The organism is Caenispirillum bisanense (assembly GCF_039523075.1).
Classification (GTDB): Bacteria; Pseudomonadota; Alphaproteobacteria; order Rhodospirillales; family Rhodospirillaceae; genus Caenispirillum; species Caenispirillum bisanense.
Map to the genome: position 1 here is coordinate 1 of NZ_BAAAEP010000083.1, position 11,838 is coordinate 11,838.

An 11,838-nucleotide genomic window follows, 5' to 3' on the forward strand; every position below is an offset into this window, starting at 1 on the left:
CGGCAGTTCCGCCTGCCGGGCCGCCCGGCTGACCGGCGGCGGGCGCGGCGGTGCCCTGCCCGGTCGGCGCCGGCGTCCCGGCCGGACGCGCCTCCGCCAGCTGCGACGGCTTGGGGTCGGGTTCCGCCCGTTCCTCGGCGATGGCCTGCACCACCCCCGGCAGCACCAGCCGCTGACCGGCCTGCAGCGTGTAAGGCGGCGCCAGCCGGTTGGTACGGGCGAGCGCGTTCATGTCGACCGCGTGGGTGCGCGAGATGCCGTAGAGGCTGTCGCCCGCCTGCACGACGTAAACCTGCTGCGCCGGCATGCGCAGGGTCTGGCCGACATAGAGGGTGTAGGGCGGCGCCAGCCGGTTCATCTCGATCAGCTGGCGCATGGGCACGCCGTAGGTGCGGGCGATGCCATAGACCGTGTCGCCGCGCGCCACCGTCACCTGCGCCGGCACCGGCCGGCCGGAACCGGCCGCCGTCGCGGCGCTCGCCTGGGTGCGGCGGAACTCGCCGTATTCGGGCTGGGCGTCCCACTCGGCACAGGCGCTCAGGCCGACCGCCGCCAGGGCGGTCAGCAGGGCGATGCGGCGGCCGTGGCGCGCGATTGTTCCCCTCGTCCACATGGCGCACAGCCTATACGGGGTTGGCGCGCGGCTCAATGGACGATCCGCCGCAATCAGCCATTGCCCATGGGCAGGCCTTCGACCAGCGGCACGAAGCGCACCGGGAACAGCCGCTGCACCACCGGCTCGGCGCCCTCTTCCTCCGGCTTGCGGACCTTCAGCAGATCCTGGTCGGTGCCGGGCTCATAGCCGATGGGCAGCACCAGGATGCCACCCGGCTTCAGCTGATCGACCAGCGCCTGCGGGATCTCGCCGAAGGCGGCGGCGGTGACCATGATGCGGTCGAACGGCGCCTGTTCCGGCCAGCCGCGGGTGCCGTCGCCCAGCATGGTGGTGATGTTGTGCAGGCCAAGCTGCTGGAAGCGCTGCTCCGCCACCCGCAGCAGCGGGCGGTGGCGCTCGATGGTGTAGAGCCGGCGGCACAGCCGCGACAGCACCGCCGCCTGATAGCCGGAGCCGGTGCCGATCTCCAGCACCTTCATGCGCGGGCCGACCTCCAGATGCATTGTCATCTGCGCCACGACCAGCGGCTGGCTGATGGTCTGGCCGCAGCCGATGGGCAGCGCCCGGTTGGCCCACGACTGGTCCTGGTACATGGGGTCGACGAACAGCTCGCGCGGCACCGACTCCAGCACCGCCATCACCCGCGGATCATCCACCCCCTGCCGGCGCAACTCCATCACCAGCTGCGCCTTGTGGCTGGGGTCCATCATCGCAGCACCTGCTTCAGCGCCAGCATGGTGGGCTCGTGGGTGAGGTCGACGCACAGCGGCGTCACCGAGATGACGTTACGCCGCACCGCCTCGATGTCGGTGCCGACGACGGTGGTTTCCTCGTTGCGCTGCGGACCGATCCACACATAGGGGCGGCCACGCGGGTCGTGCCGCTCGATCAGGCCGTCGCCGAGCTTGCGCTTGCCCTGGCGCACCACTTCCACCCCCGCGACCGCATCGGCGGCGCAGTTGGGGAAGTTGACGTTGATGGCGACGTTGCGCGCCCAGCCCTGGCTGCAGCAGGCGCGAATGACGCGCGCCGCATGCGCCCGCGCCGTGTCCCACGGCACCGGATCGGGGTGGCGGAAGATCTGGCTCAGGGCGATGGACGGCACGCCCAGCAGGGTGCCCTCGATGGCCGCCGCGATGGTGCCGGAATAGGTGACGTCGTCGCCCAGGTTGGCCCCGCGGTTGATGCCCGACAGCAGCAGCGTCGGCTTGCGCCCCGGCACCAGCTTGTTGACCGCCAGCAGCACGGCGTCGGTCGGCGTGCCGTCGACGGCGATGTGGCGCTCGTCCAGCTCGCGGTAACGCAGCGGGCTGTGCAGGGTGAGGGAATGGCCGGCGCCGCTCTGCTCGCCTTCCGGGGCCACCACCCACACGTCGTCGCTCAGGGTGCGGGCGATGTCTTCCAGCAGCTTGATGCCGGGGGCATGGATGCCGTCATCGTTGGAGATGAGGATGCGCGCCGCCGACAGGTCGGTGATCGGCTCAAACATCGGCGGCGATCACTTCCAGCCCGCCCATGTAGGGCCGCAGCACCTCCGGCACGATGATGGAGCCGTCCGCCTGCTGGTAGTTCTCCATCACCGCGATCAGGCAGCGGCCGACCGCCAGGGCGGAGCCGTTGAGGGTGTGGACGAAGCGGGTGCCCTTCTCGCCCTCCGGCCGGAACCGCGCCTTCATGCGCCGGGCCTGGAAGTCGCCGGTGTTGGAGCACGAGCTGATCTCGCGGAACCGCCCCTGCCCCGGCAGCCAGACCTCGATGTCGTAGGTCTTGCGGGCCGAGAAGCCCATGTCGCCGGTGCACAGCGCCACCACCCGGTACGGCAGGCCCAGGCGCTTCAGCACCTCCTCGGCGCAGCGGGTCATGCGCTCGTGCTCGGCGTCGCTGTGGTCGGGGTGGGCGATGGTCACCAGTTCCACCTTCTCGAACTGGTGCTGGCGGATCATGCCGCGGGTGTCCTTGCCCGCCGCCCCGGCCTCGGAGCGGAAGCACAGGGTGAAGGCGGTCATGCGGATGGGCAGCTTGGCTTCGCTCAGGATCTGGTCGGCGACGGTGTTGGTCAGCGTCACCTCCGCCGTCGGGATCAGCCAGCGGCCGTCCTCGGTGCGGAACAGGTCTTCGGCGAACTTGGGCAGCTGGCCGGTGCCGTACAGCGGCTCGTCGCGCACCAGCACCGGGGTGTTCATCTCGGTATAGCCGTGCTCGTTGCCGTGCAGGTCGAGCATGAACTGGGCCAGCGCCCGCTCCAGCCGCGCCAGCTTGCCCTTCAGCACCACGAAGCGGGCGCCCGACAGGCCGGCCGCCGTCTCGAAGTCCATCAGGCCGAGGGCGGTGCCGAGGGCATCATGCTCCTTCGCCTCGAAGTCGAAGGGGCGCGGCGTGCCCCAGGTGCGGACCTCGACGTTCTCCGTCTCGTCCTTGCCGTCGGGCACGTCGTCGGCCGGGATGTTGGGCAGCGCCATCAGCAGGGCGTCGATCTCCGCCGCCGCCGCCTTCTCGCCGTCCTCGGCCTCGGTCAGGCGCGACTTCAGGGACGCGACTTCCTCCATCAGGGCGGAGGCGTCGCCGCCCTGCCCCTTGATCTTGCCGATCTCGCGCGAGGCCTCGTTGCGGCGGGCCTGCAGGTCCTGCATTTCCGTCTGCAGGGCCCGGCGGCGGGCGTCGATCTGCTGGATCTGGGCCGACAGGGGGGCAAGGCCGCGGCGGGCCAGCCCCTGGTCGAAGGCCTCGGGGTTGTCGCGGATCCACTTGACGTCGAGCATGAGCGCTCCGGTCTTTCTATAATGAAATCAAGAAGGTGTCACCGGAGGTGGGAGCGCCGCCACAGGGGCGGCGCAGCCTCACCGCTGGTTGAAATCGGTTTCCTCGACGCCATCGGCTTCCAGTTCGGCGGCGGTGTCCTCTTCCAGAACCTCCTCCCGCTTGCGCTGCATGAGCCCGACGGTGACGATGGACAACTCGTAAAGGGCGATGAGCGGCAGGGCAAGCCCGACCTGACTGATGACATCCGGCGGCGTGATGACGGCGGCGAAGATGAAGACGCAGACGATGGCATAGCGCCGCTTGCTCTTCAGCCCTTCCTTGGTCACCACCCCGGCCCGCGCCAGCAGGGTCAGCACCACCGGCAGCTGGAAGCTGATGCCGAAGGCGAGGATCAGCTTCATCACCAGGGCCAGGTATTCGCCGACCTTGGCTTCCAGTTCGATGGGCAGCACGGTCTGGTCGGCGCCGGTCTGGAAGCCGAGCAGGAACCGCCACGCCATGGGGATGACGAAGTAGTAGACCAGCGCCGCCCCGGCCGCGAACAGCACCGGGCTCATGAGCAGGAACGGCAGGAAGGCCTTCTTCTCGTGCCGGTACAGGCCCGGTGCCACGAACCGCCACAGCTGCCAGGCGAAGACCGGGAAGCCGATCACCGCCGCGCCGAAGGCCCCCACCTTGATGTAGGTGAAGAAGGCTTCGGTCAGCGCCGTGTAGATCATGCGCTGGCTGCCGCCGACCTCGTGCATGATGTCGGCCAGCGGCTGCACCAGGAAGCCGTAGATGTACTCGGCGACGAAGTAGCAGCCGAAGAAGGCGACGATGAACGTCACCGTGCAGTAGAGCAGCCGCTTGCGCAGTTCAAGCAGATGCTCCAGCAGCGGCATCTTGTTTTCTTCGGGATTTTCGTGAATGGCCGCCATCGGTCATGCCCCCCTGTCGCCGGAGGCCGCCTTGGGCGCCTCGGCCGCCGGGGCCGGAGCCTGCACCGCCGCCGTCGCCTGCACCTGCGCCGGAGCGGCGGCCGGGGCCGCAGCCGGGGTCGGAGCGGGATCGGGGGCCGCGGCCTCGGGACCCGGGCCGGTCGTCGTGCTGCCGCCAACGCCGGCATCGGCCGGGGTCATGGCGCGCGGCGCGACGTTGAGGTCCAGGTCCTTGCGGGCGGCGTTGAGATCGCGGGTGAGATCGCCGGTGGGGTCCACCTGCTTTTCGATTTCGCGCCCGAAGTCCATGGTGCGCGCCTTCTTCAGGCCGTCGCGCACCTCTTCCAGTTCCGCCTCGCGCACCACGTCGTCGATGTGGCGCTGGAACTCGCGGGCCATGCCGCGGATGCGGCGGACCCAGCGGCCGAGCGTGCGCAGGGCGTGCGGCAGTTCCTTGGGGCCGAGAAACAGAACCGCGATCACGATGATGAGGCCGAGTTCATCCCAGCCGAAGTCGAACATGAAGGAAACCTTCGCAAGGGGTCGAAGGCGTCGGCGGCGCCGGCATCATCCGCAGCGCCGCCGCACGCGGATGGGATCAGCCCTGGGCCGCCCCGTCGCGCTCCTTGTTCACCGGCGCGCCGGTGGCGGTGGAGGTGGTGCTGGCGGCACCGCCTTCGATGGCCTTGCGGTCGCCCGAGGCGGCGGCATCGCCCTCGTCGCCTTCCTTGAGCCCCTTCTTGAAGGCGTTCACGCCCTTGGCCACATCGCCCATGAGCCGCGGAATCTTGCCGGCGCCGAACAGGACCAGGACCACCAGCAGAACGATGATCCAGTGCCAGATGCTGAAAGTACCCATAGACAGATTCTCCGAAACTGACTGTCTGCGCCGCGTCAAAGTCCGCGGATCATCGCAGAAAGCCCCGCCCATCGCAACATGCGGGGCCGTTGCCGATTTATGTCAGTCTTCGTTCGCCGCGTAGACGAAGGCCAGACTGCGGTCGAGGGACACCTCCAGCCGCTCGTCGGGCGGCGGCAGGTAGCGTCCCGGCACCCGCGCGTGCAGGTGCAGCCCCGCCCCGTCCGGCGTTTCCACCTGCAGGTGGACGAGGCTGGTGCGACCGAGCATGCGCGAGGCAAGCACCCGGCCGACCACCGCCGGCGTCCCTCCATCCTCGATGGCCGCCAGCTGCAGCGCCTCCGGCCGCACCATGACGGTGACGGCGGCGCCATCGGCATGCCCGTGCGGGTCCAGGGGACCGAGCGGCGTTTCCACCCGGCCACCGGCCACGCGGGCCGAAAACTCGTTCACCTCGCCGAAGAAGCGGGCCGCGAAGGCCGTCTTCGGGTAGCAGTACAGTTCCACCGGCGAGCCCATCTGGACGATGCGCCCGCGGTTCATGAGGGCGATCCAGTCGGCCATGAACATGGCTTCTTCCGGGTCGTGGGTGACCATCACCGTCGCCACCCCGGTGGCCTTCAGCACATGCAGGGTCTCGTCCCGCACCTGGTCGCGCAGCCGGCGGTCGAGGCCGGAGAACGGCTCGTCCAGCAGCATCAGCTTCGGCTCCGGCGCCAGGGCGCGGGCCAGGCCGACCCGCTGCTGCTGGCCGCCCGACAGGGTATGCGGATAGGCCCGGATATAGTCGCCCATGCCGACCTGCGAAAGGACCGCCAGCGCCCTTTCCTGCTTTTTCTTTCGGGGCATGCCGTCGAGCCCGAAGACGACGTTCTCCTCCACCGAAAGGTGCGGAAACAGGGCGTAATCCTGGAACAGGAAGCCGACGTTGCGGCGCTCCGGCGGCACGAACTGGCGGCTGTCGGCGACCACCGTGCCGGCCACCCGCACCTCGCCGGCGGTGGGCGCCTCCAGCCCGGCGGCGATGCGCAGGGTGGTGGTCTTGCCGCAGCCGGAGGGGCCGAGCAGGCACAGCAGTTCCCCCGCCCCCACGGTCAGCGACACGTCATCCACCACCGGCGCGCCGTCGTAGGCGTGGCTGACGTGGCTGAGGGCCAGCCCCGCCCGGTCGGGGTCGACCTCGCCGCGCAGCGACACGGGGCGGATGGGGTCGATCCTCATGGGCAGGGTTCCTTCACGGTGTGATCTGCGGCACGGTTGGTCTAGCGGGCGCTGCCGGGGCGCGAGCGGGCGATGGCGAGGCTGAGCAGTATCACCGGCACCACGCCGACCGCAACAATGGCCAGCGCCGCCGGCGCCGCCTCCTGCAGGCGCTCGTCGGAGGCCAGTTCGTAGGTGCGCACCGCCAGGGTGTCGAAGTTGAACGGGCGCATGATCAGCGTCGCCGGCAGTTCCTTCATCACGTCGACGAACACCAGCAGCGCGCCGGTCAGGATGCTGCCGCGGATGATGGGCAGATGCACCCGGCCGAGGGTGGAGAACGGCCCGTGGCCGAGGGTGCGCGACGCCCCTTCCAGGTTGCGCGTCACCTTGCCGAGCGAGGCCTCAATGGCGTTGTAGGACACCGCCAGGAACCGCACCAGGTAGGCATAGACCAGCGCCGTGGCGGTGCCGGTCAGCAGCAGGCCGGTGCCGAAGCCGAACATCGACCGCATCCAGGCATCGACGGTGTTGTCGAAGGCGGTCAGCGGCACCAGCACACCGACGGCGATGACCGAGCCCGGCACGGCGTAGCCGAGGCTCGCCACCCGCACCGCCGCCAGCGTCACCGCGCTCCTGCGCATGCGCTGGCCGTAGGCGAGCAGCACGCCGATCAGCGCCGCCGCCAGGGCCGCAGAGCCGGACAGCAGGAAGCTGTTGATGGCGCGGTCCCAGAACCGGCCGCCGGCCATCACGTCATCCCACGTCAGCACCGCCCACTGCCCCAGCACCCAGGCGGGAATGACGAAACCGAGCAGCAGCGGCAGGGCGCAGGCGGTGATCGCCAGGGCCGCCCGCCAGCCGGTGAGGCGGATGCGCGGCAGGGCGCGGATGCGGGTGGACATGTGCTGATAGCTGGCGCGGCCGCGCGACCATCGTTCCATCATCACCAGGGCGAAGATGAACAGCATCAGCACCGCCCCCAACTGCGCCGCCGCCGCCGGATTGCCGAGGCCGAACCAGGTGCGGTAGATGCCGGTGGTGAAGGTATCGACGGCGAAATAGGCCACCGTGCCGAAGTCGTTCAGCGTCTCCATCAGCGCCAGGGCGGTGCCGGCAACGATGGCCGGCCGCGCCATGGGCAGGGCGATGCGGAAGAAGCTCTTCCACCGGCCGCAGCCGAGCACCCGGCTGGCCTCCAGCGCGCAGACCGACTGCTCCAGGAAGGCCGCCCGCGCCATCATGTAGACGTAGGGGTAAAGCACCAGGCTCATCATCACGATGGCGCCTTCCAGCGACCGCAGCTGCGGGAACCAGTAGTCGCGCCGGCTGGTCCAGCCGAACACCTCGCGCAGGGCGGTCTGCACCGGGCCGGCGAAGTCCAGCAGGCCGGTGTAGGTATAGGCAATCACATAGGCGGGCACCGCCATGGGCAGCAGCAGCGCCCATTCGAACACCCGCGCGCCGGGGAAGCGGCACATGGTCACCAGCCAGGCGGTGGTGACGCCGATCAGCAGCACCCCCGCCCCGACGCCCAGCATCAGGCCGATGGAGTTCCACACATAGCGGCTGAGGACGGTGGAGGCGAGATGGCGCCAGACATCGCCGGTGGGGGCCAGGATGTGGCTGACCACCACCAGCACCGGCAGGGCGATGAGCGTCGCCACCACCAGCACCGCCACCGTCCACCAGCGGCTGCCGGTGGCGCGGCGGCGCGCCCGCACGGGCGAAACGGCGGCTTCCGGCCGTCCGACGTATTCGGTTGGGCTTGCCTGCACCTGCGACACGATTGCTCCGCGGACCCCTCTGTCTCGACCTTCCCGGAGGCTGGCGACTCTGCGGCGCCTTCATACCGTCACACTGTGGTGCAAGCCATTCTCAATATCAAGACCTTAGTGTTTCTGCGGGTTGCAGAAGATGCGGGGCTACTCCTCGTCGCCCAGCATGTCGAGCTGATCGTCGGCGGGATCGGGCTCGTCGGTATCCACCAGTTCGCCGCTGTCGCGGGCGCGGGCGCCATAGGCGGCAATGGCCGGGCGGGCATCCAGCAGCCCGGCGGCCTTCAGTTCCTCGATGCCCGGCAGATCCTTCAGGCTCTCCAGCCCGAAGTGGTCGAGGAAGCGGTCGGTGGTGCCCCAGGTGAGCGGACGACCCGGCGACGGCCGGCGGCCGCGCGGGCGGATCCAGCCGGCTTCCAGCAGCGTGTCCATGGTGCCCTTGGAGAGGGCGACGCCGCGGATTTCCTCGATCTCCGCCCGCGTCACCGGCTGGTGGTAGGCGATGATGGACAGGGTTTCGATGGCGGCGCGCGACAGGCGGCGGGTTTCCACCGTCTCCACCTTCAGGCGCTCGGCCAGATCGGGCGCCGTGCGGAAGGCCCAGTGGCCGCCCGCCTGCACCAGCTGCACGCCACGGCCGCGGTAGTGCTCCTGCAGGGTCGCCAGCACCTTGCGGATGTCGATGGCGGCCGGCAGCTTTTCCTTCAGCCCGTCCACCGACACCGGCTCGGCGGAGGCGAAGATCAGCGCCTCGACGATGCGCACGGCATGATCGAAGTCGATGTCGAGCGAGCCCTGGCGCGCTTCGGCGGGAATGGCGGGAACGGCGGGAACGGCGGGCGCCTCGGCCACGGTCAGACCTCCTCGATGCGCGGCGTGCGCGGCGGGCGGATGCGGATGGGGGAATAGAAGCCGCCGTCCTGGCGCACTTCCAGCTTGCCCTGCTTGCACAGCTCCAGCGTCGCGATGAAGTGGGCACACAGGGCGGAGCGGCGCATGAGCGGCTCGCCGATGCCGGTGGGCAGGAAGTCGGCCAGGGCGCTCCAGTCGGGAATGGCGCCCAGCATGGCTTCCAGCCGCTTGATGGCGTCGTCGACCGAATACAGCGTCAGCGGCTCGATCTCGAACTCGATGCGGGTGGTGCGCTTCTTGTGGTCGGCGTAGGCTCGCAGCAGGTCGTAGAGGGTGATGTCGTAGACCGAGCGGGCGACGCCGGCCACGTCCTCCGGCGCACCGCGGGCGAAGCGCCGGTGGCCGAGGCGGGGCTGGTCCATCAGGCGCTCGCCGGCGTCCTGCATGGCTTCCAGGCGGCGCAGCTGGAACTGCAGGGCGGCGGCCAGTTCCTCGCCGGAGGGTTCCTCGTCGTTCTGCTCCGGCGGCAGCAGCAGGCGCGACTTGAGGTAGGCGAGCCACGCCGCCATCACCAGGTAATCCGCCGCCAGTTCCAGATGATGCTCGCGCGCCACCTGGATGAAGGCCAGATACTGCTCCGCCAGCGCCAGGATGGAGATGTTGAGCAGGTCGACCTTCTGGTCGCGGGCGAGCGTCAGCAGCAGGTCGATGGGGCCTTCGAAGCCTTCAAGCTCCAGCACCAGGGCGGCCAGCCCGTCGCCGTCCGCCGCCGCCGCGTCGGCAATGGCGGCGGCGTCGCCGATCCGCCGCGGCGGATCTTCCTCGAAGGGCACCTCGTCGGCCATTGGCGGGCCCTAATTCAGTCCGAACAGGCTGACCAGCATGCCGGTCAGCACCTGCACCGGCACGCCCACGATCCACGACAGCACGTTGAGGTCATAGCCGATCTGCCCGCCCACCAGCGGCAGCAGGAACAGCAGCCCCAGCAGGATGAGAATGCCGAACCGCTCCAGCCGTGCCAAGGGCATGGCGAGGCTGCGCGGCAGCAGGCCGACGGCGATGCGGCCGCCGTCCAGCGGCGGCAGCGGGATCAGGTTGAACACCATCAGGATCAGGTTGAGGGTGATGGCGTTGGCCAGGTTCAGGTACCACCACTGGGCCGCCACCTGCGGCATCAGCGGCACGGTGTAGATGAGGCCGGTGGCGATGGCCGCCATGATGAGGTTGGAGCCCGGCCCCGCCGCCGCCACCAGCACCATGTCGCGGCGCGGGTTGCGCAGGTTGCGGAAGTCCACCGGCACCGGCTTGGCCCAGCCGAACAGGAACGGCGCCCGCAGCAACAGCAGCAGGGCGGGCAGGATCACGGTGCCGAAGGGGTCCACGTGGCGCAGCGGATTGGCCGAGATGCGCCCGGCCAGCCGCGCCGTCGGGTCGCCCAGCTTGTCGGCCACCCAGCCGTGCGCCGCCTCGTGGAAGGTGACGGCGAACAGCACCGGCAGCACCCAGGTGGAGGCGACCGCCACCCAGCCGAAGGGATCGTCCAGCAGCCCGCCCATGGTCAGGCGGCCCGCAGCAGGCGGTCCAGGTCGTGCTGCGTCTGCGCCACGTCCAGCCGCGCCAGCCGCTGCGCCCGGAAGGTGCCGAGCCGCGCCGCCCGCGCCTGCGCCGCCGCATCCAGCGGCCGGCAGCCCTCGGCGACGGCGGTCATCTCGTCCATGTCGCCGTTGCAGTGGAGCACCAGGTCGCAGCCCGCCGCCAGACTGTGGGCGGCGCGATCCTGGAAGCGGCCGGTCAGCGCCTTCATGGACAGATCGTCGGTCATGAGCAGCCCCTGGAAGCCGAGTTCGCCGCGCACGATGTCGCCGATGACGCGCGGCGACGTGGTCGCCGGCCGCTCGGCGTCGAGCGCGGTATAGACGATATGGGCGGTCATGCCGTAGGGCGCATCCTTCAGCGCCCGGAAGGGCACGAAATCGGTCGCCCGCAGATCCTCCAGCGAGGCATCCACTACCGGCAGGTCCAGGTGGCTGTCGGCGAAGGCGCGGCCGTGGCCGGGGATGTGCTTGACCACCGGCATGACGCCGCCGTCCAGCAGCCCGGCGCAGGCGATGGCCGCCAGATGCGCCACCACCGCCGGATCGTGCCCGAAGGCGCGGTCGCCGATGATGTCGTGGGCGCCGGCCACCGGCACGTCGGCCAGCGGGTAGCAGTCGACGTCGATGCCGAGGTCGATGAGGTCCGCCGCCAGCAGGCGGGCGTTCAGCCGCACCGCCTCCGCCGCCGCCGCCGCATCGCGGCGGTAGAGGTCGACGAAGGGCGCCATGGAGGGGGCGTCGCGCCAGTGCGGCGGCCGCAGGCGACGGACGCGGCCGCCTTCCTGGTCGATCAGCACCGGCGCCTCGCGCCCGACGCAGGCCCGCAGGTCGGCCACCAGCGCGCGCACCTGATCGGGCGTTTCCACGTTGCGGGCGAACAGGATGAAGCCGTAGGGATCGGCGTCGGCGAAGAAGCGCTTCTCCGCCGCCGACAGCGTCGTCCCCGCCAGCCCGAAGATGGCCGCCAGCGGTGCCTTAACGGACAACAATGCAGCCAACCTTCCGCGCCGCCAGCTTGTCGCACAGGCCCTTGGCCTCGTCCGCCGAGCGCAGGCCCTTGGCACGGACGCGGTAGAACACGCCCTTGTCGCCCAGGTCGGCGCGCTGGATGTCGAGGCTGAGATTGCCGAGCAGGTCGCGGTTGGCGTTCACCGCCTGGTTCCACGCCTGCTCCGGCGCCCGCTCCGGCGCCGCAGGTGGCGGCGCTGCCGCCGGCTGCCGCGCCGGCCGCTCCGGCGGGCAACCCCCCCCCGGGCGG

Annotated in this window: 14 protein-coding genes; all 14 read right to left on the reverse strand. The window is 70.3% G+C overall.

The window, feature by feature from the left end:
* On the reverse strand, positions 1–613 hold a 613-nt coding region (locus ABD056_RS21670), incomplete at its 3' end, for a LysM peptidoglycan-binding domain-containing protein (protein WP_343870234.1).
* Between the two features lie 53 nt (positions 614–666).
* Positions 667–1,326: a protein-L-isoaspartate(D-aspartate) O-methyltransferase gene (locus ABD056_RS21675; RefSeq protein WP_343870235.1), complete on the reverse strand. Its 660-nt coding sequence runs from the start codon at positions 1,324–1,326 to the stop codon at positions 667–669.
* Positions 1,323–2,105, reverse strand: coding sequence for a 5'/3'-nucleotidase SurE (gene surE, locus ABD056_RS21680; protein WP_343870236.1), 783 nt, complete (start codon positions 2,103–2,105; stop codon positions 1,323–1,325). The genes ABD056_RS21675 and surE overlap by 4 nt, the downstream gene beginning before the upstream one ends.
* Positions 2,098–3,375 carry a serine--tRNA ligase gene (serS, locus tag ABD056_RS21685; RefSeq protein ID WP_343870238.1) on the reverse strand — a complete coding sequence of 426 codons (1,278 nt, stop codon included), beginning with the start codon at positions 3,373–3,375 and terminating at the stop codon, positions 2,098–2,100. Before serS ends, surE begins: the two co-directional genes overlap by 8 nt.
* Before the next feature lie 78 nt (positions 3,376–3,453).
* On the reverse strand, positions 3,454–4,296 hold the full coding sequence (gene tatC, locus ABD056_RS21690) for a twin-arginine translocase subunit TatC (RefSeq protein ID WP_343870240.1): 843 nt from the start codon (positions 4,294–4,296) through the stop codon (positions 3,454–3,456).
* A 3-nt stretch (positions 4,297–4,299) separates the two neighbouring features.
* Positions 4,300–4,818 (reverse strand): Sec-independent protein translocase protein TatB, encoded by a 519-nt coding sequence (gene tatB, locus ABD056_RS21695; protein ID WP_343870241.1) that lies wholly within the window; start codon positions 4,816–4,818, stop codon positions 4,300–4,302.
* A 76-nt stretch (positions 4,819–4,894) separates the two neighbouring features.
* Positions 4,895–5,155: a twin-arginine translocase TatA/TatE family subunit gene (locus ABD056_RS21700; protein WP_343870243.1), complete on the reverse strand. Its 261-nt coding sequence runs from the start codon at positions 5,153–5,155 to the stop codon at positions 4,895–4,897.
* Positions 5,156–5,257: 102 nt separating this feature from the next.
* Positions 5,258–6,376 carry an ABC transporter ATP-binding protein gene (locus tag ABD056_RS21705; RefSeq protein WP_343870245.1) on the reverse strand — a complete coding sequence of 373 codons (1,119 nt, stop codon included), beginning with the start codon at positions 6,374–6,376 and terminating at the stop codon, positions 5,258–5,260.
* A gap of 41 nt (positions 6,377–6,417) precedes the next feature.
* Positions 6,418–8,142: an ABC transporter permease gene (locus ABD056_RS21710; protein ID WP_343870246.1), complete on the reverse strand. Its 1,725-nt coding sequence runs from the start codon at positions 8,140–8,142 to the stop codon at positions 6,418–6,420.
* Between the two features lie 138 nt (positions 8,143–8,280).
* Entirely contained in the window at positions 8,281–8,949 is a 669-nt protein-coding gene (gene scpB, locus ABD056_RS21715; protein WP_343870253.1) for an SMC-Scp complex subunit ScpB, read from the reverse strand.
* 38 nt (positions 8,950–8,987) lie between these two features.
* Positions 8,988–9,830, reverse strand: a complete 843-nt coding sequence (locus tag ABD056_RS21720; protein WP_343870247.1) for a segregation and condensation protein A — start codon at positions 9,828–9,830, stop codon at positions 8,988–8,990.
* A gap of 9 nt (positions 9,831–9,839) precedes the next feature.
* Positions 9,840–10,541 (reverse strand): site-2 protease family protein, encoded by a 702-nt coding sequence (locus tag ABD056_RS21725; RefSeq protein WP_343870248.1) that lies wholly within the window; start codon positions 10,539–10,541, stop codon positions 9,840–9,842.
* Positions 10,542–10,543: 2 nt separating this feature from the next.
* Positions 10,544–11,569, reverse strand: a complete 1,026-nt coding sequence (gene nagZ, locus ABD056_RS21730; protein ID WP_343870250.1) for a beta-N-acetylhexosaminidase — start codon at positions 11,567–11,569, stop codon at positions 10,544–10,546.
* A partial coding sequence (locus ABD056_RS21735) for an SPOR domain-containing protein (RefSeq protein WP_343870251.1) occupies positions 11,556–11,838 on the reverse strand: 283 nt, incomplete at its 5' end. The genes ABD056_RS21735 and nagZ, both read right to left, overlap by 14 nt.

Coding starts and splice junctions, on each gene's coding strand:
- surE (WP_343870236.1), bottom strand. CDS start 2,105: ATGTTTGAGCCGATCACCGACCTGTCGGCGGCGCGCATCCTCATCTCC.
- ABD056_RS21700 (WP_343870243.1), bottom strand. CDS start 5,155: ATGGGTACTTTCAGCATCTGGCACTGGATCATCGTTCTGCTGGTGGTC.
- ABD056_RS21720 (WP_343870247.1), bottom strand. CDS start 9,830: ATGGCCGACGAGGTGCCCTTCGAGGAAGATCCGCCGCGGCGGATCGGC.
- ABD056_RS21675 (WP_343870235.1), bottom strand. CDS start 1,326: ATGATGGACCCCAGCCACAAGGCGCAGCTGGTGATGGAGTTGCGCCGG.
- ABD056_RS21705 (WP_343870245.1), bottom strand. CDS start 6,376: ATGAGGATCGACCCCATCCGCCCCGTGTCGCTGCGCGGCGAGGTCGAC.
- ABD056_RS21725 (WP_343870248.1), bottom strand. CDS start 10,541: ATGGGCGGGCTGCTGGACGATCCCTTCGGCTGGGTGGCGGTCGCCTCC.
- tatB (WP_343870241.1), bottom strand. CDS start 4,818: ATGTTCGACTTCGGCTGGGATGAACTCGGCCTCATCATCGTGATCGCG.
- serS (WP_343870238.1), bottom strand. CDS start 3,375: ATGCTCGACGTCAAGTGGATCCGCGACAACCCCGAGGCCTTCGACCAG.
- tatC (WP_343870240.1), bottom strand. CDS start 4,296: ATGGCGGCCATTCACGAAAATCCCGAAGAAAACAAGATGCCGCTGCTG.